Origin of the sequence: Candidimonas humi (genome assembly GCF_019166065.1) — a bacterium.
In the GTDB taxonomy this organism is placed as follows: Bacteria; Pseudomonadota; Gammaproteobacteria; order Burkholderiales; family Burkholderiaceae_B; genus Candidimonas; species Candidimonas humi.
Map to the genome: position 1 here is coordinate 32,464 of NZ_JAHTBN010000001.1, position 24,760 is coordinate 57,223.

Annotated in this window: 21 protein-coding genes; 17 read left to right on the forward strand and 4 right to left on the reverse strand. The window is 66.2% G+C overall.

Annotated elements, in window-relative coordinates:
• The first annotated feature begins 16 nt into the window (after positions 1-16).
• The 6 genes from cpaB (at position 17) to KVP10_RS00175 (ending at position 6,717) form a co-directional block, all read left to right on the forward strand.
• On the forward strand, positions 17-970 hold the full coding sequence (gene cpaB / locus KVP10_RS00150) for a Flp pilus assembly protein CpaB (RefSeq protein WP_217962424.1): 954 nt from the start codon (positions 17-19) through the stop codon (positions 968-970).
• A 112-nt stretch (positions 971-1,082) separates the two neighbouring features.
• A complete protein-coding gene (locus KVP10_RS00155; protein WP_217962425.1) occupies positions 1,083-2,561 on the forward strand; it encodes a type II and III secretion system protein family protein in 1,479 nt (492 codons plus the stop codon).
• A 97-nt stretch (positions 2,562-2,658) separates the two neighbouring features.
• Complete coding sequence (locus KVP10_RS00160; protein ID WP_425514638.1) at positions 2,659-4,506, forward strand: TadA family conjugal transfer-associated ATPase; 1,848 nt, start codon at positions 2,659-2,661, stop codon at positions 4,504-4,506.
• Positions 4,503-5,348: a type II secretion system F family protein gene (locus KVP10_RS00165; RefSeq protein WP_217962427.1), complete on the forward strand. Its 846-nt coding sequence runs from the start codon at positions 4,503-4,505 to the stop codon at positions 5,346-5,348. The genes KVP10_RS00160 and KVP10_RS00165 overlap by 4 nt, the downstream gene beginning before the upstream one ends.
• A gap of 140 nt (positions 5,349-5,488) precedes the next feature.
• Complete coding sequence (locus tag KVP10_RS00170) at positions 5,489-6,370, forward strand: type II secretion system F family protein (protein ID WP_217962428.1); 882 nt, start codon at positions 5,489-5,491, stop codon at positions 6,368-6,370.
• Positions 6,367-6,717, forward strand: a complete 351-nt coding sequence (locus KVP10_RS00175; protein ID WP_217962429.1) for a DUF192 domain-containing protein — start codon at positions 6,367-6,369, stop codon at positions 6,715-6,717. The genes KVP10_RS00170 and KVP10_RS00175 overlap by 4 nt, the downstream gene beginning before the upstream one ends.
• Here KVP10_RS00175 and KVP10_RS00180 read toward each other — a convergent pair.
• Together KVP10_RS00180 and KVP10_RS00185 are read right to left on the reverse strand one after the other, a co-directional pair.
• Complete coding sequence (locus KVP10_RS00180) at positions 6,680-7,453, reverse strand: BPSS1780 family membrane protein (RefSeq protein WP_217962430.1); 774 nt, start codon at positions 7,451-7,453, stop codon at positions 6,680-6,682. The two genes, KVP10_RS00175 and KVP10_RS00180, sit on opposite strands and share 38 nt — an antisense overlap.
• Positions 7,454-7,476: 23 nt before the next feature.
• Positions 7,477-8,445, reverse strand: coding sequence for a homoserine kinase (locus KVP10_RS00185; protein ID WP_217962431.1), 969 nt, complete (start codon positions 8,443-8,445; stop codon positions 7,477-7,479).
• 180 nt (positions 8,446-8,625) lie between these two features.
• Here KVP10_RS00185 and dusA point away from each other — a divergent pair, with 180 nt between their 5' ends.
• Entirely contained in the window at positions 8,626-9,648 is a 1,023-nt protein-coding gene (dusA, locus tag KVP10_RS00190; RefSeq protein ID WP_217963034.1) for a tRNA dihydrouridine(20/20a) synthase DusA, read from the forward strand.
• Between the two features lie 216 nt (positions 9,649-9,864).
• On the opposite strand, the gene KVP10_RS00195 is transcribed toward dusA, so the two are convergent.
• Positions 9,865-10,323, reverse strand: a complete 459-nt coding sequence (locus KVP10_RS00195; protein ID WP_217962432.1) for a CBS domain-containing protein — start codon at positions 10,321-10,323, stop codon at positions 9,865-9,867.
• Between the two features lie 475 nt (positions 10,324-10,798).
• Between KVP10_RS00195 and KVP10_RS00200 the strand changes: the two genes are divergently transcribed.
• The 3 genes from KVP10_RS00200 to KVP10_RS00210 all read left to right on the forward strand — a co-directional run bounded on the left by KVP10_RS00200 (position 10,799) and on the right by KVP10_RS00210 (position 14,644).
• Positions 10,799-11,821 carry a Bug family tripartite tricarboxylate transporter substrate binding protein gene (locus KVP10_RS00200; protein ID WP_217962433.1) on the forward strand — a complete coding sequence of 341 codons (1,023 nt, stop codon included), beginning with the start codon at positions 10,799-10,801 and terminating at the stop codon, positions 11,819-11,821.
• Positions 11,822-11,845: 24 nt separating this feature from the next.
• Complete coding sequence (locus KVP10_RS00205; RefSeq protein WP_217962434.1) at positions 11,846-13,195, forward strand: MmgE/PrpD family protein; 1,350 nt, start codon at positions 11,846-11,848, stop codon at positions 13,193-13,195.
• Between the two features lie 72 nt (positions 13,196-13,267).
• Positions 13,268-14,644 carry an MmgE/PrpD family protein gene (locus KVP10_RS00210; protein WP_217962435.1) on the forward strand — a complete coding sequence of 459 codons (1,377 nt, stop codon included), beginning with the start codon at positions 13,268-13,270 and terminating at the stop codon, positions 14,642-14,644.
• Positions 14,645-14,792: 148 nt separating this feature from the next.
• On the opposite strand, the gene KVP10_RS00215 is transcribed toward KVP10_RS00210, so the two are convergent.
• Positions 14,793-16,196, reverse strand: a complete 1,404-nt coding sequence (locus tag KVP10_RS00215; RefSeq protein WP_217962436.1) for a YihY family inner membrane protein — start codon at positions 16,194-16,196, stop codon at positions 14,793-14,795.
• A gap of 150 nt (positions 16,197-16,346) precedes the next feature.
• Here KVP10_RS00215 and KVP10_RS00220 point away from each other — a divergent pair, with 150 nt between their 5' ends.
• From KVP10_RS00220 to asd, 7 genes are all read left to right on the forward strand, one after another.
• Positions 16,347-16,739: a DUF2069 domain-containing protein gene (locus tag KVP10_RS00220; RefSeq protein WP_217962437.1), complete on the forward strand. Its 393-nt coding sequence runs from the start codon at positions 16,347-16,349 to the stop codon at positions 16,737-16,739.
• A gap of 17 nt (positions 16,740-16,756) precedes the next feature.
• Positions 16,757-18,229 carry a protein adenylyltransferase SelO gene (locus KVP10_RS00225; RefSeq protein ID WP_217963035.1) on the forward strand — a complete coding sequence of 491 codons (1,473 nt, stop codon included), beginning with the start codon at positions 16,757-16,759 and terminating at the stop codon, positions 18,227-18,229.
• A gap of 262 nt (positions 18,230-18,491) precedes the next feature.
• On the forward strand, positions 18,492-19,550 hold the full coding sequence (gene aroC / locus KVP10_RS00230; RefSeq protein WP_217962438.1) for a chorismate synthase: 1,059 nt from the start codon (positions 18,492-18,494) through the stop codon (positions 19,548-19,550).
• Between the two features lie 391 nt (positions 19,551-19,941).
• Positions 19,942-21,345 (forward strand): 3-isopropylmalate dehydratase large subunit, encoded by a 1,404-nt coding sequence (leuC, locus tag KVP10_RS00235; protein WP_217962439.1) that lies wholly within the window; start codon positions 19,942-19,944, stop codon positions 21,343-21,345.
• Positions 21,346-21,497: 152 nt separating this feature from the next.
• Positions 21,498-22,154 (forward strand): 3-isopropylmalate dehydratase small subunit, encoded by a 657-nt coding sequence (gene leuD, locus KVP10_RS00240; RefSeq protein WP_217962440.1) that lies wholly within the window; start codon positions 21,498-21,500, stop codon positions 22,152-22,154.
• 336 nt (positions 22,155-22,490) lie between these two features.
• Positions 22,491-23,567, forward strand: a complete 1,077-nt coding sequence (gene leuB / locus KVP10_RS00245) for a 3-isopropylmalate dehydrogenase (RefSeq protein ID WP_217962441.1) — start codon at positions 22,491-22,493, stop codon at positions 23,565-23,567.
• A 60-nt stretch (positions 23,568-23,627) separates the two neighbouring features.
• Complete coding sequence (gene asd / locus KVP10_RS00250) at positions 23,628-24,758, forward strand: aspartate-semialdehyde dehydrogenase (protein ID WP_217962442.1); 1,131 nt, start codon at positions 23,628-23,630, stop codon at positions 24,756-24,758.
• Positions 24,759-24,760: the final 2 nt, after the last annotated feature.

Genomic DNA, 24,760 nt, shown 5'->3' on the forward strand with positions numbered 1-24,760 from the left:
ATCCGGAGGACTCTTCATGCGCCTGCCCATACCCAATCGCAGCGTTGCCCTGCTGGCGATAGCCGTGCTGGCCGGCTTGTTCGCGGCCTGGACGGCCCGCAAGTATCTGCAGGACCGCGCGCGCCAGCTCGAGGCCGATGCCCGCGTGCCCATGGTAGAGCGTGTGGTGGCTGCGGACGACTTGCCTCTAGGCACGAAACTGAGCGCCGAGCATTTCGCCGTGCGCAAGGTGCCGGCCGCCACGGCGTCCAGCGACAGCATGCCGCCATCGCGATTCCAGGAACTGGTGGGCGGCGTGCTGCTTTCCTCGTTGAAGGCCGGAGACCCGATCCTGCCGGTGCATACCGCCAGGACACGCAGGGCTCCGTTCTCGGGCCAGATCGGCGCCGGGCGCCGCGCCATGACCATTCCCGTGGACATCATCAACTCGGTGTCGGGCCTGCTCGAACCCGGCGACTTGATCGATCTGTACGTATCGTTCGAATACCAGCGCCGCCGCATTACGGCGCCGCTGCTGCAAGGCGTGCTGGTGCTGGCCACGGGCCACTCCACCCGCGCCTCGGGCGAAGCCGGGGCCGAGCGGGCCGGCGGGTACACCACGGTCACGCTCGATACCTCGCCGGAAGACGCCATCAAGCTCGTGGCTGCGCGCCAGGGTGGCACCATAACCGCCCTGTTGCGCCACCCGGACGACGGGCGGCCCGACCAGCGCGCCGTGCGCGGCGATCTTGCAACCCTGCTGGGCGTGGCCGAGTCCAAGCCCGAGCGCGCCAAGGGCAAGGTACAAGTCATCTACGGCAATCGTACGCTGCGCGGCATACCCGGCCTGGCCGCTATTGCCGCGCAGGCGGCCGGGCAGGGCGCTGCCCGCGGGGTTTTCGATCTGCCATATACGCCCGAGCTTGCCAGCGCCTGGATGCGCGAAGCCGGCCTGTCGGAGCCCCGCCATGCGGCGCCTGCGCGGCCTTGAGGCCCCGGCGTACGCCGCGGGCGTGGGCCGCGTCAGGCGGGCGAGCCGCCATGCGTGCGCATATCCGGCGACGCATGGATATACGCCGCGTGCGCGTGGCTGGTGGCGCCGCATGGCCGCGCTGCTGGGCGGCCTGTCGGTGTGCTTCGCCGTGCCGCGCGCATTTGCGGCACCCGTAGAAACTCCGCTCGAAATGCAGGTGGGCGAGGTAAAGGTTCTGGCCCAGCCGCAGGTGGCGCGCGTCGCCGTCGGCGATGGGCAGGTGCTCAATGCACAGGCTGTCGACGACAAGGAAGTGATCGTGTTCGCCCGCCACGCCGGCTCGACCTCGCTGCAAGTCTGGGATGCGCAAGGGCAGCGCCGCCGCTATCGGGTCGAGGTCGCGCCCGAAGGGACGCGCCGTGTCCTGGCCGAATTGCGCAAGATGCTCGAACGCATGCCCGCCGTGCGCGTCTCGACGATCGGCGACAAGCTGGTGGCCGAGGGCGACGATCTTTCCGATGGCGACCGCGAGCGCGTGGCGGCCCTGGCCAAGCGCTATCCGCAATTGCTGGATTTCACCGGCCAGGTGGGCTGGGACCGCATGGTGCTGCTCGACGTGCAAGTGGTGGAAGTGCCGCGTTCGCGCCTGCAGGAACTCGGCGTGCGCTGGAACGCCGCCAGCGATGGCGGCGTGAATGCCGGCATGGCCTGGGACGGCGGCTCGTCGCGATTCGGGGCGCGCCCCGGCGAATCCGTGTTCGACGCCGCCTTCCCGGCGCGCGTGGCGGCCGGCTATTTCGGCATCAACGCGGTGCTGTCCGCGCAGATCCGCGCCATGGCGCAAGACGGCACGGCCGTCGTCCTTGCCCAGCCGCAGTTGCTGGCGCGTAGCGGCGCCACGGCCGAATTCCTGGCGGGCGGCGAGGTTCCGTATTCCACGGTCGAAGCCAATGGCGGCACCAATACGGCGTTCAAGCCCTATGGGGTGTCCCTGCGCATCACTCCGAAAATAGAGCGCAGCGGCGCGGTGCGCTCGCGCATCGAAGTCGAAGTAAGCTCGGTCGACCAGTCTTTGTCCGTGTCCAACGGGCCTGCGCTCAAGACCCGCCGTGCCGTCACCGAGTTCAATGTGCGTTCCGGCCAGACCCTGGTGCTGGCCGGCTTCCTGTCGCGCGAAGCCTCGCGCAATATCGACAAGCTGCCTTTGCTGGGCGATGTGCCGGTACTGGGCGAGCTGTTCAAGTCGACGCGCCGGCAGCGCACCGATACCGAACTGGCCATTTTCGTCACTCCGGTCGTGGTCGCGCCCGACGATCCCGCCCTGATGCGCCGGGTCGAGCGGGGCCGCGCCTTGCTCGATCGCAGCTTTCCGCAAGCGCCTTTGATGAATACGCCGCTGCGCACGGTAAGTGCGCATCCCGGCGCGCCGCGCTTGCCGCCGCCCTTGCCCGCGCCGGCAGGCGGTTGGGACCCCCGCCACGGCAAGGGTTCGCAATGGTCGCAGTCCTTGCCGGGCGCCTCGGCGACGGCATATGCCGCGTCCGTCGAGCCTGCGCCGCCCTGGGGGCCGGGCCGCCTCGGCGCCAATCTGCACGACTTCAAGGAATAGGGCCCGCCCGCCTTTAAAAGGGGCCCGCTTTTTAGGGTGTACGAACCCTGGGGAACCAAGCATGCTCGATGTACTGCTGCGCTTCGAAGACGGAACCATGCGCGATGCGTCCTGGCCCTTGCCCCTGGAGATAGGGCGCGATCCCGACGCGGGGCTGCGGCTCAAGTCGTGGCGGGTGGCCCGGCGCCATGCAAGACTGGAACATCGCGAGGCCGGCGTGTTCCTCGAAGACCATGGCTCGCTTTGGGGCACCTTCGTCAATAGCCATCGCGTGTCCCAATATGGGCCTTTGCGCGTGGGCGACGAAATCGTCGTGGGGCCGTGCCTGATATGTCTGCGCCGCGTACTGGAGCCCGCACCGTCGGTGGAGGCGAGCGCTGCGGCTCTGGACGTTTGTGTAGACGACTCCGGCCGCGATCGAAACCTTGCGGGCAGCAGCGGCCCCGGCCCGGCATCTTCCGGTCCGGCCGATACCCGCAGGCGCGACACCACTGCCGGCGCGCTCGACCACAAACGCGAGGCATTGCCGCCTGGTATGGAAGCACATGCAGGTCCTGCGGCCAGCGCCGGCGAGGCCGAGCTTCCGGCCGAGGTTTGCCCTCGCGCCCTCGTGCCGGCCGCTGCGGATGCCGGCGATCTATTGCTGTTGCGCCGGCGCCTGCACCAGAATTTGCTCGATGCCCTGGACTTGCGCCGCCGCGACGTCTCCAGCATGAGCGACGCCGCCTTGCGCAGCGAGGCCATGGCCGCCATGGGCGATATTCTTTCCAAGGATACGCAGTTGCCGGCAGGGCTGGACAGCGAGGCGCTGGCGCTCGCGGTGGTCGACGAAGCAGTGGGCCTGGGCGTGCTCGAGCCCTTGCTGGCCGACGCTTCCATCACGGAAATCATGGTCAATCGGCACGACGAGATCTATGTCGAGGCGCGCGGCCGCCTGCGCCGCCTGGAGGGCGGGTTCAGCAGCGAGCAGGCGGTGTTGGGCGTCATCGAGCGCATCGTCTCGCCGCTGGGGCGGCGCATCGACGAGAGTTCGCCCATGGTCGATGCGCGTTTACGCGACGGCTCGCGGGTCAATGCCGTCATTCCACCACTGGCCTTGCGCGGCGCATGCCTGACCATACGCAAGTTCCCGCAGCGGCGTTTGGCCATGGACGACTTGCTGCGCGCCGGCGCGCTGGATGCCTGCATGGCCGAGTTCCTGCGGTTCTGCGTACACCAGCGCAAGAACATCATCGTGTCCGGCGGCACGGGCTCCGGCAAGACCACGCTGCTCAACGTCTTGTCGAATTGTATTCCCGAAGGCGAACGCATCGTCACCATCGAGGATGCGGCCGAGCTGCGGCTCGACCATGCCCACCTGGTGGCCCTCGAGGCGCGGCCGCCCAACCTGGAGGGCAGGGGCAGGGTGGACATCCGCGACCTGGTGCGCAATGCGCTGCGCATGCGGCCCGACCGCATTGTGGTCGGCGAGTGCCGCGCCGGCGAAGCATTCGACATGCTGGCGGCCATGAACACTGGCCACGAGGGCTCGCTTACCACGCTGCACGCCAACAGCCCGCGCGATGCCCTGGCGCGCCTCGAAACCATGATACTGATGGCGGGCATGGATTTGCCGCTGCCGGCCATACGCGACCACGTGGCCTCCAGCATCGACATCATCGTGCAGCAGGCCAGGCTGGCCGACGGGCGCCGCCTCATTGCCTCTATTGCCGAGGTGACCGGCGTCGAAAGCGGCCGCATCCAGACCCAGGAACTGTTTCGCTACCAGGATCACCCCGAACGCGCATTTCTGGGCTGCGGGGTCTTGCCCGAGTTCGCCTCTGCCCGCCCGCAAGGCGCCCAGGGCCTGGATCCCGCCTTGTTCAATCAGTGCAACCCGCCGGCGACGGGCGAATTCGATGCCGCTGCCGGCGGGCGGCCGGCCACGGCGACGGGGGCGGCATGATATTTCTGTTCATCGCCTGCGTCACGATACTTGCCGGCCTGGCGTGCTGGCTGTTGCAAGGCTGGATCGGCGCCGCCTACCGGCGTTATCGCAACGCATTCAGCCGGCAGGTGACGGCGGGCATGAGCGAGTTCTTCCTGTTTGTCGATCCGGCCCAGTTGTGGCTGGCCAATCTGTGCGGCTGCGCGGCCCTGGCCTTATTCTGCTACCTGGCTTCGGGGATGGCCTGGCTGGCCATGGCCCTCGGGGCAATGGCGCTGCTGGTGCCGCAATACCTGGTTGCGGCGATGCGCCGGCGCCGCCTGCGGCGCTTCGACGAACAATTGCCCGACATGCTGCGCACCCTGGCTTCGGCCCTGCGCGCCGGATCGGGCCTGCAGCCCGCATTGCGCCACATCGTCGAAAGGGCGGCGCCTCCGCTGTCCCAGGAATTCGGCCTGATGCTGCGCCAGCAGCGCATGGGCGTGCCGCTGGAACAAGCCCTGCTGGCGCTCTACCGGCGCATGCCCACTGAAGCGGCCGGGCTGGCGGTGTCGGCACTGAATATTTCCTTGCATACGGGCGGAAACCTGGCCGAGACCCTGGAGCGCATCGCGGACACCTTGCGCGCGCGCCTGCACCTGCTCGGCCGCATCCACGCGCTGACCGCCCAGGGCAGGCTGCAGGCATGGGTCATGGCCGGCATGCCGGGCGCCTTGGCACTGGCCCTGCAGTATGTGGATCCGGCCTCCATGCATTACTTGTGGCACACCCCCGCGGGCTGGGCGGCACTGGGATTGATCGTCGTGCTCGAAGCGGCCGGGGTCATGTTCATACGGCGCATCGTGGCCATCGATGTCTGATCATTGCTAAGTCGGCCGAGCGCCTGGTCTGCTTTGCTTGCCGCGCTGAGTATGCCGTCCGCGCTGCGCTTGCTCGTTCATGGCCGATTTAAAAAGGGAATGGCAGCAGGGAATAAGCCATCCAAGGTTCGGAGGATCGCATGTGGTTCTGGCTGGCCTGCCTCGCGGCGGGGATTTCGTTGTGCAGCCTGTGCTGGCTGGTCGTAATGCCCTGGGCCGCCCGGGGCGGTTCCGCGGCAGCGGCTGTGGATTTCCGGGTGCCCGCGGCATTGCGCTGGGCCTGGCCGTGGGTAGCGGCGTGCGCGGCCGCCAGCCGGCCCTTCATACCCTGGAACTTGCGTGCCTCGCTGGCCACGCGCCTGCTGCGCGCCGGGCTGCCTGCGTCCTGGCAGGCCGAGCATTTCATCGCCTTGCAAATTCTGGCCGCCATTGTGCTGGCGGCGGCGCCGATACTGGCGATGTTTCTCGGCGCCATGTCCGTCGGCACGGCCGCTGCGTTCGTCCCGGCAGCGGCGGCGGGCGGGCTGTGTTGGCCAGCCTATTGGCTGCGCGGCCGCGCCGCGGCGCGACGCCGCATCATGCTCAAGGAATTCCCGTTTCTGCTGGACATCGGCACCTTGTGCGTAGAGGCAGGGCTGAATCTGCACGGCGCCCTGCAGCAGGCAGCGGCCCATGGGCCGCCGGGCCCCTTGCGCGACGAATTGCGCCATGCGCTGGCCGACATGCGCGCCGGCAAGGCCCGGTCCGAGGCGCTGCAGGGGCTGGCTTCGCGCTGCGGCCTGGACGCAGTCTTCGGCCTGGTCGCAGCCATTGCACAAGCCGATCAGCTCGGCATGAGCCTGGCGCCGATATTGCGGGCCCAGGCCGACCAGCGCCGCGGCGAACGCTTCCTGCGGGCGGAGAAACTGGCGCTGGAGGCCCCGGTAAAAATGCTGTTCCCCATGGTGTTCTGCATTTTCCCCTGTACCTTCCTGATCATAGGGCTGCCGATAGCGGCCAGGCTGCTGGGCCTGGCGTCATGACGGCCCCGCGGTCGGCCTTCAGGCTGTATGTGGCGCGCAGCCCCTGGCAGCGTCTGCTCGGGATGCATGCCTACGCATTTCCCGCCGACGGCTGGGCATTGTGGCTGGACCCCTGCAGGGCCGTCCACACCTTTGGGCTGGCGCGCCCCATAGACCTGTTGTTCCTGGACAGCCGCCTGCGGGTGTCGAGGCGTATCGACAGCCTGGCGCCGGGCCGTGTCGCATGGTGCCGCGCGGCGCGCTCGGTGCTGGAGCTGCCGGCGGGCTATTGCGCGGCGTGGCCCGGCCACGCGCAGTTGGCGCGCGAGGCTATGTCGCGCTGGGATAGTTCTTGCCGAACACGCTGACGTATGCGGGGTAGAAACTGCAATACAGCAATGCCGCGACGATAAGATTGAGCGGGGTCAGCAGGATTTGCGCCAAGCTCGTGTCCATGCCCATGTCGGTCATCAAATTGCCCAGCAGTTGCACCGCCAGGAACACGGCTCCCCAGCTCAGGCCATACACCAGGAACGGCCATTTGTTGCGCCAGCAGGCCACCATCGAGAAGAACAGCGCCTGGGAAAGCTTGATGCGATGCCAGCCGACCAGGGCCGGCGCATGCCAGAACAGGGCCGAGATCAGCACGTACAGCAGCCCGAAGGTAATGAAAGGCCCGCGCACGGCCTGCATCAGCGCGAGTTCGTCGATGGGGCCGCTGGAGCCGACCGCGTTCATGATGCTGCTCATGAAAGGCAGGGTGGAAACGAAGCCGCCCGCCAGGCAGCAGGCCAGGTAGGCAAAGCCCAGGCGGACCAGGCGCTTGCGCACGTCGGGTTTGCGCAGGGGCTCCAGCCACATATGTATCAGCATCGGGTCGCCGTCGCTGATGTGGCGGCAGGCGCACAGCGACATGAAGGTCAGCAGCGGCATGGCGGTGATCAGCGCCATCTGGCCCAACAGCGGGATCATGTAGGCCAAGGTGATGAGGAACCCGGTCATCAGGCTCCAGAAGAACATGGGCATGGGCTGGCGCTTGAAGATCCCGGCCCCGTCCTGTATCCATTGCCATCCGGCTCTGACGGGGAGTATGGCTGCTTGCATGGTGTGTTCGGTTTCCGGTGATGTCAGGGTAGGGCGAGGGCCACCGCCTTGCGGCGTTCCCGCAGCACGCGCTCGAAATGGCGCGGGTCGTGCGGCTTCAGGGTCTGGGCCGGGCGCGGCAGGTAGAAGTCGTATAGGCGCGATAGCCAGAAGCGCAGGGCGGCCGCCTGCAGCACAGTCATCCAGGCGCGACGCTCGGCCTCGGTGAAGGGTCGTACCTGCGCGTAGGCGCCCAGCCATGCGCGCAGTTTTTCGAGATCGAAAACGCCGGTGGCCTGCTCGATGCACCAGTCGTTCACGCTGACTGCCACATCGAACAGCCAGGTGTCCCAGCCGGCGAAATAAAAATCGATGATACCGCCCATGCGCGGCATTTCGAAGGTGCCGTCGAACAGCACATTGTCGCGAAACAGGTCGCAGTGCGCCGGGCCCGAGGGCAATTCGGGATAGATGTCGCCGGCCGCGAAGGAAATTTGTTCATCCAGGGTCTGGCGCAGCAGGCTGGCCTGCTCCGGGTTCAGGAACGGCAGCACTTGCGGCGTAGTGTCGCGCCACCACGGCAGCCCGCGCAGGTTCGGCTGCCGGATCGTGAACGATTTTCCCGCCAGGTGCGCCTGCGCCAGGGTCTGCCCGGCCAGCGCGCAGTGGGCCGGGCCGGGGGCTGGCTCGTAGCCGCCGCTCAGGCGGGTGACGATGATGGCGGGCTTGTCGTGCAGCGAGGTCAGGCGCGAGCCGTCGCGCAGCGTTTGCGGCTGCGGCACGGGAATATCGTGCTCGGCCAGGTGATGCATCAGTTCGATATAGAACGGCAGTTGCTGCGCGGTCAGCACCTCGAAGATCGTCAGCACGTATTCGCCGTGCGTCGTGGTGAGGAAGAAGTTCGTGTTCTCGATGCCGGCGGTGATGCCGCGCAGGCTGACCAGGTCGCCCAGCGTGTATCGCTCGAGCAATTTGCGCGCGTCGTCATCGCTGACAGAGGTGAATACGGCCATGGGACGGGTTCCGGGAACTATGAAAAAATGCCCCGACAAAGGGGGGCGTTTGATTTTAGACTAGTCTGGTGCCGGGCGTGGCGGCGCCTGCCGCAATGCCGCGAGGGGCTTTTGCGTAAAATACTGGCGCCCGGAATTTTCCGTTTGAACGAGGGGTGCATGCAGCACCAAGGATTTTCAATGCACGATGTGGCGCAGGACCCGGCCCGCGAGGCGGGCGCCGGGGCGTCGGCTTCACCCTGGCGCCTGTGCGTGGCGCCCATGATCGATGTCACTGACCGCCACTGCCGCTACTTCCATCGCCTGCTGGCGCCGGGAGCGCGCCTGTATACCGAGATGATCACCACCGGCGCGCTGCTGCACGGCGACGTGGCGCGCCATCTGGATTTCGACCCGGCCGAGCAGCCGCTAGCCCTGCAGTTGGGCGGCAGCGAGCCCGAACTGCTGGCGCATTGCGCGCGCCTGGGCGAGCAGTGGGGCTATGACGAAATCAATCTGAATTGCGGCTGTCCGTCGGAACGCGTGCAGCGCGGCGCCTTCGGCGCCTGCCTGATGGCCGAGCCGCGCCTGGTCGCCGATTGCGTCAAGGCCATGCAGGACGCGGTTTCTGTGCCGGTCACGGTCAAGCACCGGCTGGGCCTGGACTACGATGATTCCTACGGTTTCGTGCGCGACTTCGTCGGGACGCTGCATGCTGCGGGCTGCCGCGTGTTCATCGTGCACGCGCGCAATGCCGTGCTCAAGGGCCTGTCGCCCAAGGACAACCGCGAAAAGCCGCCGCTGCGCTATGACGACGCCTTGCAACTGAAGCGCGACTTCCCCGACTGCGACATCGTGCTCAACGGCGGCATCGTCGAGGCGCCGCAGGCGCTGGCATTGCTGCGCGATTTCGACGGCGTGATGCTGGGGCGTGCCGCCTGGCACAATCCGGGCATCCTGACGCAGCTCACACGTCTCATCGAGCCCCAGGCGCCGCTGCTGGAGCCGGCCCAGGTGGTGCATGCGATCAGCGCCTATGCGGCGCGCGAAGTGGCCAAGGGCGTGCCCCTGCGCATCGTGGTGCGGCCCTTGCTGGGCTGGGTCAATGGGCGCAAAGGCGCGCGCCACTGGCGCCGCAGCTTGTCGGATCCGAACTTGCTGGAAAGCAACGACGCGCAATTGATTGAGCGGGCCTGGTCGGACTTGCTGTTGCACAGCGCCTGAACCCGAGGCCCGCCGCGTATGCCGGTCGCTGCGGGGCGATCATGCACTTGTGCCGAGCCGGCGTGCGCAGCGCGGTTTGGCGGCGCTGCGGAATCCCTCATCCGGCCGGCCAGGCTCGCCTGGCCTTCGAGGTGGACGGCCCTAGCGGGCCGCCCGGGGCGGCGATAACGACGATAAACAACAATAAGCCGCAATAAATCGCGATAAGCGGCGGTCTCAGGCCTGCGCGGACTCGGAATCGCCCGGCCAGTCGCGGATGTAGGCCTTGAGCATATTGTTTTCGAACTGCTGGGCCGCGACGATGGCCTGCGCCATGTCGTAGAAGGAGATCACGCCCAGCAGCATGGGGCCGTCCATGACGGGGATATAGCGCGCATGCTTTTCGAGCATCAGGCGCTGCACCTCGTCGGCATCGGTATTGGGCGAGACGCTCAGCGGCGCGTCGTCCATGATGCTGCGTATGGTGTTAGAACCTGTATTGCCGCCATTGCCGTGCAAGTGGCGGATGATTTCCCGGAACGTGAGCATGCCCACGAGCTGGCCGTGTTCCATGATGACCAGCGAGCCGATGTCCTGCTCGCTCATGGTTTCCAGGGCCTGGATGATGGGTATGTCGGGCGTGGCGGTGTAAAGCGCGTTGCCCTTGACGCGCAGAATTTCACTGACTTTCAACATGGCTGCCTCCCGCTCGGCGATTGCCGTACGTCTATTTTGCATCATAAACCATACCGAAAGGTAGCGACGCCGGCTTTTCCGTACATTGTGTTTCCGCGAGATCTCGCTGCGAGGGGGCGCCATGGTCAAGCGCAAACGAGCGGAGGAGGAGGCGGACAACGCAGAGGTCGGGTGACGCAGAGGCCAGGCAATGCAGAAGGGCCGGGAAACGTAGCAGCCAGGAAACGTAGGGGTCGGGCAACGCAGGGGCTACCAACACCCTGGCCGGGCAGCGCAAAAACCAATCGACGCGAAGGCCAGCAACACTGCAGCCGCCCGGCCCATCCGTCACGAATCCTGAAGACGTGTTGACAGTTCGCGTCCTAGTGATCGCCAGAATTGTTAACTACTATTGCAAGGCTGAATCGCCTGACAAAAGAGCGAATAGGGCGGCCGATGATGCATGGGCCGCGCACTAGATCACAAGGAGACTTCGATGTATGACTGTATTCCGGCGCGTCGCCTGCCGGCGAGCAAAACCCGCCCCTTCGGGGCGATGTTGCGGGCGGCTGTGTTGTTGTGCGCCGCAACAATCGTCGCGCCGGCTCCCGCCTCCGCAGCCGATTATCCCAGCAATCCCGTGCACCTGATCGTTCCCTTCGCGCCGGGAGGCGCAGTCGATGGCATAGGCCGCCTGACCGCCCAGGCCTTGGCCAAGGAACTGGGCCAGCAGGTAGTGGTAGAAAACAAGCCCGGCGCGGGCGGCGTCATCGGCATCACCGCTGCGGCGCATGCGGCGCCCGATGGCTACACCGTGCTGATGGGCAATATCGCCCTGGCCTCGGCTCCGGCGCTCTACGACAAGCTGACTTTCAATCCTGCCAAGGACTTCGCCGGCATAGCAACCATAGGAAAAGGGCCTTATGTGCTGGTCGTGCCCGCGAAGTTTCCGGCGCACACGCTCAAGCAGCTCATCCAGTTGGCCAAGGAACACCCGGGCAAATACAACTTTGCTTCGGCGGGAACGGGATCCGCCATCCATCTGGCCGGCGAGCTGTTCAAGAGCATGGCCCAGATAAATATTGTGCACGTGCCTTTCAAAGGGGCGGGGCCCGCCGCTACGGCGCTGCTGGGCGGCCAGGTGCAAATGATGTTCGGCTCGCTTATGGAAATGATGCCCTTGATCCAGTCCGGAAAAGTGCGCGCGCTTGGCGTCAGTTCCTTGCAACGCACCAAGTACGCGCCCAAGATCCCCACTATTGCGGAGTCCGGCCTGCCCGGCTTCGAAGTCACCGGCTGGTACGGCTTGTTCGTGCCCGCGGCTACGCCGCCGGCGATCGTCGCCAAGCTCAGCAGCGCGGCCAATCGCGCACTGAAGGCCTCTTTCCTCCAGGAGCAGCTTCCCCATTACAAATTGGACCCGGTAGGCGGCACCCCCGCGCAGACCGACAAGTTTTTGGGTTCGGAAATCGCTAAATGGACCAAGGTCGTCCACGATGCGCATATCAAGGCGAATTGAGGCATGACGCAGGACACACGAAAAATGGCGGCAGCAGCGGAAACAGACAAAGTCACGGTCGCATTGGCACAGCACCTGGCGGGCTTCCGATACGAGGACCTTCCTGCCGAGGTGGTCAGCGCGGCGCGCAGGGGCGTGCTCGACTGGCTGGGTTGCGCCTTGGCGGGCAGCCGCCATTCCACGCTGGACATCCTGGTGTCCACCATGCACGAGCTGGACACGCAATCGGGGTTCAACCTGATAGGCCGCAATGACCAGAGCGGCCTGCTCAGCGCGGCCCTGATCAACGGCCAGATGGGCCATGTGCTCGATTACGACGACACGCACATGGCCGGCGTGGTGCTGCATGCCAGTTCGCCCGTGCTTGCCGCGCTCCTGGCGCTGGCCCAGATGTCGGGGGCCAGCGGGACAGACCTCATCGCCGCATATGTCGCAGGCTTCGAGGCCGGAGTGCGGATCGGGCAGGCCAGCCCGGGACATCACAAAGGCGGCTGGCATCTCACCGGAACCCTGGGAACCCTCGCAGCCGGCGCCGCTTGCGCAAAGCTGCTGCGCCTCGATCCGCAGCAATTCGTGCATGCCCTCGGAATCGCCGGGACGCAGGCCGCCGGCATGCAGCAGAACCGCGGGACGATGAGCAAGTCGTTCCATGCGGGCAAGGCCGCCTCCAACGGGATTCTGGCCGCCAAGCTGGCGCAGCGCAACTTCGACAGTTCCGACGAAATCATCGAAGGCTCGCGCGGTTTTTGCCGGATATATAGCGAAACCGCCGTGCCGCAGGCCGTGCTCGACGAGCTGGGCCAGCGTTGGGAAATCGTGCGCAACGGCCACAAGCCCTATGCCTGCGGCGTGGTCCTGCATCCCGCCATCGATGCGCTGATAGGCTTGCGCAAACAGGCCGGGCTCGATCCCGCGCAGGTGAGCGAGGTCGAATTGCGCGTCCATCCGCTGGTGTTGTCGATCACCGGCGTCGTCGAGCCCCAGACCGGGCTGAAGTCCAAGTTCAGCATCTATCATTGCGCCGCCGTGGCGCTGCGCGACGGCGCCGCCGGAGTGGCGCAGTACACCGACCAGCGTGCGCGCGACCCCGAAATCATAGCCTTGCGCCAGAAGGTGAAGGTGCACGCAGACGACACCCTCGACAACGACGAGGCATATGCCCGAGTCGTGGCGGGCGGCCGCGAGCACACGATTCACATCGACCATGCCGCGGGCACGGTGGCCAATCCGATGTCCGACGATGCGATTCGCGAGAAATTCATGGCCAATGCCGTGCCGGTCGTCGGTGCGGACCGCGCCGAGCGCATTTGCGCCTGGGTGGCGGAACTGGAAAAGCAAACGGATGTGCGGGCGTTGATGGACCTGTGCGCGTAAATCGGAGAACCAGAGAGCAGGCATGAACAAGTTCTTATTCGATCTCATTGCACTATCTGCCGGAGCCGCGCCATGATGACGTCCGAAAATGCGGCCAGGCCGTCGCCCATGCCCGAACTGGCGGCATATATTGCCGGTGCCTTGCACCGGCCGCTGCCTGCGGAGGTGCAGGAAAAAGCGCGCTTTCAACTGCTCGATACCCTGGCCGCCATGGTGTCCGGGTCGCGCCTGCCGCCCGGGCGCAAGGCCATCGAATACCTGAAGGTCCTGGGCAAGAGCGACCAGGCCTGCGTGGCGGGCACCAGTTTCTTGGCCACGGCCATCGACGCCGCCCTGGTCAATGGCATGTTGGCGCATGCCGATGAAACGGACGATTCCCATGCCGAGTCGCTGACGCATCCGGGCTGCGGCATAGTGCCGGCGGCGCTTGCCGCTGCCGACCTGTATGAACGCAGCGGCGCAGAACTGCTGCGCGCTATCGTCCTGGGCTATGACGTGTGCTGCCGCATGTCTCTGGCCCTGGGGGCTTATGAATTCCGCGCTGCCGGGCATTCGTCGCATACCTTCGGGCCGAATTTCGGCGCCGCGGCCGCTGCCGGCGCATTGGCGGGCGTGAACGAGACGCAGGCCAGGTATGTGTTGTCCTACGCCGCCCAGCAGGCCTCGGGGGTGTCCTGCTGGATGCGCGACAAGGACCATATCGAGAAGGCATTCGATTTCGGCGGCATGGCGGCGCGTAACGGCGTGACGGCCGCGCTGATGGTGTCCAGCGGATTCACCGGCGTGGACGATGTGTTTTCCGGAGAACGCTGTTTCTTCGATGCGTACGGCAATGATGCCGATCGCGATATCCTGATCCGCGGCCTGGGCAGCCGCTACGAGATCCTGGAGACCAGCATCAAGCGATGGACTGTGGGCTCGCCCATACAGGCGCCCCTGGATGCGCTGCACGCCTTGCTGGCCGCGCATGAATTTTCCCCCGCGGACGTGGCCGGCATCACCGTGCGCATCCCGCACGAATCCCTGACCATCGTCAACGACAGGGACATGCCCGAAATCTGCCTGCAGCACCTGATAGCGGTGATGCTGCTCGACGGTACGCTGGGCTTCGCCACGGCGCACGACCGCGGCCGCATGGCGGACCCTGCAGTGCGGGCGCTGCGCAGTCGTGTGCGTCTGTTCGGCGACGATGAGCTGTCGCGCGCCATGCCGGTGCGGCAGGGCATCGTCGAATTGAAGCTGAACGATGGCCGGGCCGTGACGCATCACACGCAGGCCGTGCGCGGCACTCCGCCCAATCCCATGAGTCCCGAAGAGGTCCGGCAAAAGGCCTCGGACCTGATGGCGCCGGTGCTGGGTGCCGAGGGCGCCCTGGCCTTGTGCGACGCGGTGTGGCGTTTGGCGGAACTGGACAACGTCAGAAAGCTGCGGCCCCTGATGCAGGCGTGATTCCGCAGTCGCAGGCGCGTGGCGTTTGCGGCGCTTTCCTTAGGGCGTTACCGATCAGAGGCCCGGAAGGCGCGCGTGCGCGGGCGTCGGCCTGTCCGGGTTCGTGCCAGCGGGTTCGTATCGGCGCATTCGTGCCGGCGAATTCGTGTCAGGCAGCGGCTTCGGGGTTCGGCGCGCCGGCAGCCGGTGCGAAGATATCTTCCAGGCAGGGATCAGCCGACTCGGCCACGCTGCCGGCCAGGGCCTGCTGCAGCCGTGGATGCAAGTCCAGGCCGCTATGCGCGCGGTCGATCAGCAGCGCGTCGACTACCGGGCCGACCAGCGCCTGCCTGGGGTCGCAGGCCAGCATCCAGCGGCTGCTCTTGTCGCGTGTCTGCGCCACGTAGCCCAACTGCGTCAGTGCGTCCAGCACCGGCAGCAATTCTTCTTGCGTGACGTGCAGGTGATTGCCGAGGAACTGCGCGCTGCGTCCGGGTTCGGTGGCGTCGCGGGCGGCATGCAGCAAGGCCAGGACCCCCATGGCGTTCATGAAGGGCGAGCCGGGGGCGGGGTGTTCGGCCCAGCGCCGCAGGCGCAGCAGCGGCAGGGTCGCGGCGAAGGCGGCGCCGAACAGCACCGCCAGCCATGACAGGTAGATCCAGAGCAGGAAGATCGGCACCGTGGCGAAGGCGCCGTAGATCACGGTATAAGAGGGGAAGCGCGTCAGGTAGTAGGCGAAGCCGGCCTTCATGATTTCCAGCGCGATGGCGGTGCCGAAGCCGCCGGCCATGGCGTCCTTCCAGCGCACCTCGCGGTTCGGGACCATGCAGAACAGCACCGTGAAGCCCAGGCCGGTGGCGATCACCGGTACGAAGGACAGGGCCACGCTCACCACCGCCGGCACTTCGGCCACCCGCCCGAGCGACTCGCGCGTCAGGAACGATGTGGCCCAGAGGCTTGCGCCCACCAGCACCGGCCCCAGGGAAATAATGGCCCAGTACATCAGGATGCGCTGCCCCAGCGGACGCTGGTTCTTGACGTTCCAGATATTGTTCAGCGCCCGGTCTATGGTCATGATCAGCGAGATCGAGGTCACGATCAGGAACACGCCGCCGATCGCCGTCAGGCGCGAAGCCTGGGCGGCGAACATGTTCAGGTATTTCATGATCGTGTCCGACACGGTGGCGGGCATCAGGTTATTGGCCAGGAAGTCTTCCAGGGCCTGGCGGAAATCGGAGAACAGCGGGAATGCGGTAAACAGCGACAGCACCACCGCCAGCATGGGCACGATGGCCAGCACAGTGGTGAAGGTGAGGCTGGACGCAGTCTGGGTGAGGTTCTGGTCGTCGGCGCGGCGCGCGGCGTAGCGCAGCACCTTGGCGACCCGGTGGCGCCAGGGCAAGTCGCGCAAGCCCAGCCTGGGCCTGTCGTCGTGGACCGGGATCCAGGGCGCGGCGGTATCGAGCGCGGCGGCGTCGGGCGCGGGGCCGGCCCCGCGCGCCGCCTTGTCCGAGCCGGCCGCAACTGCGGGCGATGCTTCGGTATGGGCTTGCGGTGTCGGGGCATTCGTCATGTACCGGTCTCCTGTTTGCCGTCGCCATGCGGCCGATCATGGCGGCGGCGCAGGTGCGCCGCCAGCGTCGCGGGGCATCGCGGCTCGCGGGCCAGGCGCGCCCGCGCATGCATCGAGATTCTGTGCCCGCATTCGAGGGATAATACCAGCATGAATCCACAACCAAGTTCCAAATTGTGGCTGGGCGCGGTGCTCAGCCTGGTCGCCCTGATCGTCCTGTGCCTGGCGTGGGAATTGCGCGTGGCGCCGCTGCGCCCGGGCGGCTCGCTGCTGGCGCTCAAGGCGCTGCCGCTGCTGCTGCCGCTGCGCGGCGTGCTCAAGGGGCGCATCTACACCACGCAGTGGGCCAGCATGCTGATCTTGCTGTACTTGATGGAAGGCGCGGTGCGGGCCTATTCCGATCCGGCCCCGCTGTCGGCCGCCATGGCCTGGATCGAAATCGTGCTGTCGGCAATCTTCTATCTGTGCGCCATTTTCTACGTGCGCCCGGCCAAGCAGGCGGCCAAGGCCCGCGGCGCCGCCCAGGGCGGGCACACGTCATGATCCCCGGGGGTTTGTCTATGGGCTTCGATTCGATAGACCGGCTCGAGGTCGATAATTCCTACGCCGATCTGCCGCCGGTTTTCTACACGCGGCTCGCGCCGCAGCCGTTGACGCAGCCGCGGCTGCTGCATGCCAATGCCGACGTTGCGGCCCTGCTGGATCTGGCGCCGGAGGCGCTGCGGCGTCCGGAATTTCTCGAGGTCTGCGCGGGCCAGCGCCCGCTGCAGGGCGGCAAGACCCTGGCCGCCGTGTACAGCGGCCATCAGTTCGGCGTATGGGCCGGCCAGCTCGGCGACGGCCGCGCCCATCTGCTGGGCGAGGTGCGCACCGCCCACGGGCCTATGGAATTGCAGCTCAAGGGTTCGGGCCGCACGCCGTATTCCCGCATGGGCGACGGCCGCGCGGTGCTGCGCTCGTCGGTGCGCGAATACCTGGCGGGCGAGGCCATGGCGGGGCTGGGCATACCCACCACTCGCGCGCTGGCGCTGGTGGTGTCCGACGATCCGGTCTATCGCGAAACCGTGGAGACCGCGGCCGTCATCACCCGCGTCGCGCCCAGCTTCGTGCGTTTCGGTTCGTTCGAGCATTGGCACGATGCTCCCCAGAACCTGCGGGCGTTGCTGGACTACGTCATCGCCCATTTCTATCCGGAATGCCTGGGCGCGGAAGGCGAGGGCGGCCCGCATGCCCCGGCGCTGCGCATGCTCGGGACCGTCGTGCGTCGCACCGCCGAACTGGTCGCCGCGTGGCAGACCGTGGGCTTCTGCCACGGGGTCATGAACACCGACAATATGTCCATCCTGGGGCTGACCCTGGACTACGGCCCCTACGGGTTCATGGACGCCTTCCAGGTCCGCCATGTCTGCAATCATTCCGATACCCAGGGGCGCTACGCCTGGAATGCCCAGCCGGCGGTGGCGCACTGGAACCTGTACCGCCTGGCCAACAGCCTGCTGGCCCTGGGCATCGAGCCCGAGGCGCTCAAGCAGGAATTGCAGCAGTTCGAGGACGCCTTCCTGCAGGCCTACCGTCGGCGCATGCTCGACAAGTTCGGCCTGCGCCAGTGGCAGGACGGCGACGCGGAGCTGATCGACGGCTGGTGGCGGTTGCTGCACGAGAATCGCGCCGACTTCACCCTGAGCTTTCGCAAACTGGCCGGCGCGCAGCGCGATGCCGTGCCGTTCCTGGATTTGTTCATCGACCGCGAGGCCGCCCAGGCCTGGCTGTCGCGCTATCTCGACCGCGCCGGGGGCGAGGGCGGCACGGCGGCGGAGCGCGAGATGGCCATGGACCGGGTCAATCCCTTGTACGTGTTGCGCAACCACCTGGCGGAACAGGCCATACGCGCCGCCAAGCAGGGCGACGCCGGCGAGATCGAGACCTTGCTGATGCTGCTGCGCGACCCCTGCACACCGCGTGCCGGCTACGAACAGTACGCCGCGCTGCCGCCCGATTGGGCGAACGGGCTGGAGCTGAGCTGTTCTTCCTGACCGCGCCACCGGTCGCCCCAACGGCGTGGCGCCGGGTAATATGGGCCGCGCGTTGGTGGATTCAGCCACGCGCCGCCCTGCGCTGCTGCGGGCGCCAGGCGCCGGGCGCCCGCAGCAGCGCAGGGCGCACAAATAGCTCGAGGCTCGCCGGGTGATGCCGGCCCCGAGTGATGCCATAATGCGGCTTGCGGCGTCGTCATGTCGTCGCCGCTATCGTTATCCTGTCGCCGCTCGTCCATCCCATTCTTCGATCCCGCGCACCATGTCCGGCAATACCCTAGGCAAGATCTTCTGTGTCACCAATTTCGGCGAGTCGCACGGCCCGGCCATCGGCGCGGTCGTCGACGGCTGCCCGCCGGGGCTGGAGTTATCCGAAGCCGACATCCAGGCCGAGCTCGACCGGCGCCGTCCGGGCACCTCGCGCCACGTGACCCAGCGCCAGGAAACCGACCAGGTCGAGATCCTGTCCGGCGTCTACCAGGGGCGAACCACCGGCACGCCGATAGCCTTGCTCATCCGCAACGTCGATGCGCGCAGCAAGGACTACAGCAAGATCGCCGAGACCTTCCGGCCCGGGCATGCCGACTACACCTACACCCGCAAATACGGCGATCGCGATCCTCGCGGCGGCGGACGTTCCTCGGCGCGGCTGACCGCGCCCAGCGTGGCCGCCGGCGCAATCGCCAAGAAATGGCTGGCGCGCGAGCACGGCATCCGGATACGCGGCTACATGAGCCAGCTCGGCCCCATTTCCATTCCCTTCGAGTCCTGGGACGAAGTCGCGCGCAATCCCTTTTATGCGCCCAGCGCCGCCGTAGTGCCCGAACTCGAGGCCTATATGGACCAGTTGCGCCGCGATGGCGATTCCATAGGCGCGCGCATCGAGGTCGTGGCGGAAAATCCGCCGGTGGGCTGGGGCGAGCCCTTGTACGACCGGCTCGACGCCGACATCGCTCACGTCATGATGGGCCTGAACGCCGTCAAGGGCGTGTCGATAGGGGCGGGTTTCGGCTGCGTCACCCAGCGCGGCTCCGAGCACGGCGACGAACTGACGCCCCAAGGCTTCGTCGGCAACAATGCCGGCGGGGTGCTGGGCGGCATATCCACGGGCCAGCCGATCACGGTGTCGCTGGCCATCAAGCCTACGTCCAGCATCCGCGTCGAGCGCCGTTCTATCGACCGGGAGGGCAATCCTGTGCAGGTGCAGACTCTGGGGCGCCACGACCCGTGCGTGGGCATACGGGCCACGCCCATCGTCGAGGCCTTGCTGGCCATCGTGCTGATGGATCACGCGCTGCGCCATCGCGCGCAGTGCGGCTGAGGCAGGGCAAGGGATCACTGGGTGCCCAATAAAGCCTTGCTTTTCTATTGATCCCTGCGGGTCTTCCGGCTTGCCACCGAGCAGGCCAATAGACAGGTTTTCAAACCCGCCGCATGCCGCGGCGTGAGCCGGGGACCCCGTAGGAGTCCGAAGCGCAGGCGAGTCTGCCGAGCATCGGAACTCCGCAGGGCAGCCCCGGCGGCTTTAAAACTCGAACTTTTCCGTGACGCTTTCGCCAAAAGCATCCTTACCCACAGCGTAAGAGTAAGATAGCATTATTTATACCAGTATAAGATCTATGCTTGTACTAGGTTGTGGCGATGGCATAATAAGTTCATAAATAAATCAGTTACGAACTTCTTCAATCACGTCATCTAGCTGCGAGCTCGCTATGGCCCAAACTCTTTACGACAAACTCTGGGACGCCCACGTGGTGCACCAAGAGCCGGACGGCACCTGTCTGCTGTACATCGACCGCCACCTGGTGCACGAAGTCACCAGCCCGCAGGCCTTCGAGGGCCTGGCGCTGGCCGGGCGCAAGCCCTGGCGCATCTCGGCCAACCTGGCCGTGGCCGACCATAACGTGCCGACCACGGCGCGCGACGAAGGCATCCAGGATCCGGTATCGCGGCTGCAGGTCGATACGCTCGACCAGAACTGCGACAAGTACGGCATCACCGAATTCCGCATGAACGACCTGCGCCAGGGCATCGTGCACATCATCGGGCCGGAGCAGGGCGCTACCCTGCCGGGCATGACCGTGGTCTGCGGCGATTCCCACACCAGCACGCACGGCGCGCTGGGCACCCTGGCCTTCGGCATAGGCACTTCCGAAGTCGAGCACGTGCTGGCCACCCAGACCCTGCTCATGAAGAAGAACAAGAGCATGCTGATCCGCGTCGAGGGCGAGCTGCCCGTGGGCTGCACCGCCAAGGACGTGGTGCTGCACATCATCGGCAAGATCGGCACGGCCGGCGGCACCGGCCACGCCATCGAGTTCGCCGGCAGCACCATCCGCGCGCTGTCGGTCGAAGGCCGCATGACGATATGCAATATGGCCATCGAGGCCGGCGCGCGCTCGGGCATGGTGGCTGTGGATGCCAAGACCATGGAATATTTCCGCGGCCGTCCCTACGCGCCCACCGGCGTGCTGTGGGACCAGGCCGTCAAGTACTGGAGCACGCTGCATTCCGACGAAGGCGCCAAGTTCGATCGCGTGGTCGAGATCGATGCGCGCCAGATCGTGCCGCAAGTCACCTGGGGCACTTCGCCGGAGATGGTGTTGCCGGTGGATGCGCGCGTGCCCGATCCCGACAAGGAAAAAGACGATGTGCGCCGCAACGGCATGGAACGCGCGCTGCAGTACATGGGCCTGAAGCCCAACACGCCGCTGGTCGACATCCGCGTCGACAAGGTCTTCATCGGGTCCTGTACCAATGCGCGCATCGAAGACCTGCGCGCCGCGGCGCAGGTGGCGCGCGGCAAGCACGTGGCCTCCAACGTCAAGCTGGCCATGGTGGTGCCGGGCTCGGGCCTGGTGAAGAAGCAGGCTGAACAAGAAGGGCTGGACAAGATTTTCGTGGCCGCCGGCTTCGAATGGCGCGAGCCGGGCTGCTCGATGTGCCTGGCCATGAATGCCGACCGCCTGGAACCCGGCGAACGCTGCGCGTCCACCTCGAACCGCAATTTCGAGGGCCGCCAGGGGCAGGGCGGGCGTACCCATCTGGTCAGTCCCGCCATGGCCGCCGCGGCGGCGCTGGCCGGCCATTTCGTCGATGTCAGGAATTTTCGCTAAGGGCGTTTCGGTGTGACGGGTTTGCGATCAACGATACGGAAAAGCGCCGGACCGCGGGCAGCACTAGCGGTACGGCGCGGCGCAGCAAGGCCGGCGTCTTTTTGATCCCGAACCCATCCGCATAAACAGGCCCCAGCTTCAAGGAAACCATCATGCAGGCATTTACCACGCACAAGGGCATCGTCGCTCCGCTCGATCGCGAGAACGTCGATACCGATCTGATCATCCCCAAGCAGTTCCTGAAGTCCATCAAGCGCTCGGGCTTCGGCCCGAACCTGTTCGACGAACTGCGCTATCTCGACCATGGCGAACCCGGCATGGACAACAGCAAGCGGCCGCTCAACCCGGACTTCGTGCTGAACCAGCCGCGCTACAAGGGCGCCTCGATACTGCTGGCGCGCAAGAATTTCGGCTGCGGCTCGAGCCGCGAGCACGCGCCCTGGGCGCTGGAACAATACGGCTTTCGCGCCATCATTGCTCCGTCGTATGCCGATATTTTCTTCAATAACAGCTTCAAGAACGGCCTGCTGCCCATCATCCTGTCCGAGCTCGAAGTCGCGCGCCTGTTCGACGAGGTCAAGGCCTTCGTCGGCTACCAGTTGCGCGTCGATCTCGAACGCCAGGTCGTGATCGCTCAGGACGGGCGCGAGATCGGCTTCGATATCGATCCGTTCCGCAAGCACTGCCTGGTCAACGGGCTGGACGATATCGGCCTGACGCTGCAGAAAGCCGACCAGATCCGCGCCTTTGAAGCCGCGCACCTGGCTCGCTATCCCTGGCTGGAAGCGCGTCCGCTGGCCGGGCGCTGATCGGCGCGGCAAGCCGCGGGCCGGGCTGCAAGACTTGCGGCCAGGTTCGTGGCCACAGCCTGTCGCAGCCCGGGTGGCGGCTGGCGCTATCGGCACGCCGTGGTTTGCAGATTGCCGGCCGCAAGTCGGCCGCATCAGCGTGATCGAAGGCGGCGCCCTCGGCCGCGCCGCGCTTGTCGCCGTGCCTGCGCCAGTTGCGGGAATCGCACAGCTTGCAGGTTTTTCGCTGCACGACGGCCGGCCGGGCTTGGCTAGCCGCCGTGTTTCCCTTTATAAAGTAATGTTACGGCGCCCTGCGTCGCGGCGCGGGCGCAGCCGTGTTTTTCAGGATGGATCATGACTCACAGAATCGCTGTATTGCCGGGTGACGGCATCGGACCGGAAATCGTCGAGCAGGCGCTGCGCGTGCTCGGCGCCCTGGGCATGGATCTCGAAACGCGTACCGCCGCCGTGGGCGGGGCCGCTTTTGATGAATTCGAGCACCCGCTGCCGCCGGCCACCCTGGAACTGGCCAAGAATTCCGCCGCCGTGCTGTTCGGCGCCGTGGGCGACTGGAAATACGACAGCCTGCCGCGCGAATTCCGCCCCGAGCAGGCCATCCTGGGCCTGCGCAAGGCGCTGGGCCTGTTCGCCAATCTGCGGCCGGCCATACTTTATCCGCAACTGGCCAATGCCTCGTCGCTCAAGCCTGAAGTCGTGTCGGGCCTGGACATCCTGATCGTGCGCGAACTGACCGGCGACATTTATTTCGGCCAGCCGCGCGGCGTGCGCGAAGTGGAAGCCGGCCCCTTCAAGGGCGAGCGCCAGGGCTTCGACACCATGCACTATGCCGAGACCGAAGTGCGCCGCATCGCGCGGGTGGGCTTCGAGGCCGCCCGCAAGCGCGGCCGCAAGCTGTGCAGCGTCGACAAGTCCAATGTGCTCGAGACCTCCCAGTTCTGGCGCGACCTCGTGGTCGAGGTGGCGCGCGACTACCCCGACGTGCAGCTCTCGCATATGTATGTCGACAATGCCGCCATGCAACTGGTGCGCGCGCCCAAGGAATTCGACGTCATCGTCACCGGCAACCTGTTCGGCGACATCCTGTCCGACGAAGCCGCCATGCTGACCGGTTCCATCGGCATGCTGCCCTCGGCCTCGCTGAATGCCTCGAACCAGGGCCTGTACGAACCCAGCCACGGGTCGGCGCCGGACATCGCCGGCAAGAACATCGCCAATCCGCTGGCCACCATCCTGTCGGCGGCCATGATGCTGCGTTATTCGCTCGACGCCGGCGCACAGGCCGATCGCATCGAGGCCGCCGTGCAGTCGGTACTCGAGCAAGGCCTGCGCACGGCCGACATCTACGAGGACGGCGCGCGCAAGGTGTCGACCTCCGAGATGGGCGATGCGGTGCTGAAAGCATTAAAATGATGCGGTAATGCCTGATTTTCAAAGATTTTTCCAGAAAGTTCCTTTTTCAAGCGATTCAAGATGAAGCAAGCGGTTGGTTTGGTCGGCTGGCGCGGCATGGTGGGCTCGGTGCTCATGCAGCGCATGCGCGACGAGAATGATTTTTCCCTGTTCGAGCCGGTGTTCTTTTCCACCAGCAATGCCGGCGGCCCGGCCCCGAAATGGGCCGAGGGCGCGCCTGCGCTGCAGGACGCCCACGACATCGAGGCGCTCAAGAAGCTGCCCATCATCGTGACCGCGCAAGGCGGCGACTACACCACCGCGATCTACCCCAAGCTGCGCGCCGCCGGCTGGAACGGCATCTGGATCGATGCCGCCAGCACCCTGCGCATGAAAGACGATGCCATCATCGTGCTCGATCCCGTGAATCGTCCCGTGATCGACGCCGCCATGGGCCGCGGCATCAAGAACTTCATCGGCGGCAACTGCACGGTCAGCTGCATGCTGATGGGCCTGGCGGGCCTGTTCAATAACGACCTGGTGCAGTGGATGACCTGCATGACCTACCAGGCTGCCTCGGGCGGCGGCGCGCAGCATATGCGCGAACTGCTGACCCAGTTCGGGCTGCTCAACGGCGCGGTCAAGACGCTGCTGGACGACCCCGCCTCGGCCATCCTGGAAATCGACCGCGGCGTGCTGCGGGCGCAGCAGGACGACGCGCTGCCCCACGAGCATTTCGGCGTGCCGCTGGGCGGCAGCCTGATCCCCTGGATCGACAAAGACCTGGGCAACGGCATGTCGCGCGAAGAATGGAAGGGCGAGGTCGAAACCAACAAGATCCTCGGCCGCGGGCAGGCTTTCGGTACGCCGGCCACCCCCATCGACAGCCTGTGCGTGCGTATCGGCGCGATGCGCTGCCACAGCCAGGCCTTGACCATCAAGCTCACGCGCGACGTTCCCATCGACGAGATCGAAGGCATGGTGCGCGAGGGTTCCAAGTGGGCCAAGGTCATCCCCAACGAGCGCGAAGCTACCATGAAGGATCTCACCCCGGTTGCCGTTACCGGCACCCTCGACATTCCGGTGGGGCGCATGCGCAAGATGTCCGTGGGGCCTGAATACCTCAGCGCCTTCACGGTCGGCGATCAACTATTGTGGGGCGCGGCCGAGCCGCTGCGCCGCATGTTGCGTATCGTGCTGGGCGAGCTCTGAAC

What these genes read in the sequence shown, in the direction of transcription:
- asd (WP_217962442.1), top strand. Translation starts at nt 23,628, where the DNA reads ATGAAGCAAGCGGTTGGTTTGGTCGGCTGGCGCGGCATGGTGGGCTCG.
- cpaB (WP_217962424.1), top strand. Translation starts at nt 17, where the DNA reads ATGCGCCTGCCCATACCCAATCGCAGCGTTGCCCTGCTGGCGATAGCC.
- KVP10_RS00215 (WP_217962436.1), bottom strand. Translation starts at nt 16,196, where the DNA reads ATGACGAATGCCCCGACACCGCAAGCCCATACCGAAGCATCGCCCGCA.
- KVP10_RS00185 (WP_217962431.1), bottom strand. Translation starts at nt 8,445, where the DNA reads ATGGCCGTATTCACCTCTGTCAGCGATGACGACGCGCGCAAATTGCTC.
- KVP10_RS00210 (WP_217962435.1), top strand. Translation starts at nt 13,268, where the DNA reads ATGATGACGTCCGAAAATGCGGCCAGGCCGTCGCCCATGCCCGAACTG.
- KVP10_RS00220 (WP_217962437.1), top strand. Translation starts at nt 16,347, where the DNA reads ATGAATCCACAACCAAGTTCCAAATTGTGGCTGGGCGCGGTGCTCAGC.
- leuC (WP_217962439.1), top strand. Translation starts at nt 19,942, where the DNA reads ATGGCCCAAACTCTTTACGACAAACTCTGGGACGCCCACGTGGTGCAC.
- aroC (WP_217962438.1), top strand. Translation starts at nt 18,492, where the DNA reads ATGTCCGGCAATACCCTAGGCAAGATCTTCTGTGTCACCAATTTCGGC.
- KVP10_RS00225 (WP_217963035.1), top strand. Translation starts at nt 16,757, where the DNA reads ATGGGCTTCGATTCGATAGACCGGCTCGAGGTCGATAATTCCTACGCC.
- KVP10_RS00175 (WP_217962429.1), top strand. Translation starts at nt 6,367, where the DNA reads ATGACGGCCCCGCGGTCGGCCTTCAGGCTGTATGTGGCGCGCAGCCCC.
- KVP10_RS00195 (WP_217962432.1), bottom strand. Translation starts at nt 10,323, where the DNA reads ATGTTGAAAGTCAGTGAAATTCTGCGCGTCAAGGGCAACGCGCTTTAC.
- leuB (WP_217962441.1), top strand. Translation starts at nt 22,491, where the DNA reads ATGACTCACAGAATCGCTGTATTGCCGGGTGACGGCATCGGACCGGAA.
- KVP10_RS00165 (WP_217962427.1), top strand. Translation starts at nt 4,503, where the DNA reads ATGATATTTCTGTTCATCGCCTGCGTCACGATACTTGCCGGCCTGGCG.
- leuD (WP_217962440.1), top strand. Translation starts at nt 21,498, where the DNA reads ATGCAGGCATTTACCACGCACAAGGGCATCGTCGCTCCGCTCGATCGC.
- KVP10_RS00160 (WP_425514638.1), top strand. Translation starts at nt 2,659, where the DNA reads ATGCGCGATGCGTCCTGGCCCTTGCCCCTGGAGATAGGGCGCGATCCC.
- KVP10_RS00200 (WP_217962433.1), top strand. Translation starts at nt 10,799, where the DNA reads ATGTATGACTGTATTCCGGCGCGTCGCCTGCCGGCGAGCAAAACCCGC.
- KVP10_RS00155 (WP_217962425.1), top strand. Translation starts at nt 1,083, where the DNA reads ATGGCCGCGCTGCTGGGCGGCCTGTCGGTGTGCTTCGCCGTGCCGCGC.
- dusA (WP_217963034.1), top strand. Translation starts at nt 8,626, where the DNA reads ATGCACGATGTGGCGCAGGACCCGGCCCGCGAGGCGGGCGCCGGGGCG.
- KVP10_RS00205 (WP_217962434.1), top strand. Translation starts at nt 11,846, where the DNA reads ATGGCGGCAGCAGCGGAAACAGACAAAGTCACGGTCGCATTGGCACAG.
- KVP10_RS00180 (WP_217962430.1), bottom strand. Translation starts at nt 7,453, where the DNA reads ATGCAAGCAGCCATACTCCCCGTCAGAGCCGGATGGCAATGGATACAG.
- KVP10_RS00170 (WP_217962428.1), top strand. Translation starts at nt 5,489, where the DNA reads ATGTGGTTCTGGCTGGCCTGCCTCGCGGCGGGGATTTCGTTGTGCAGC.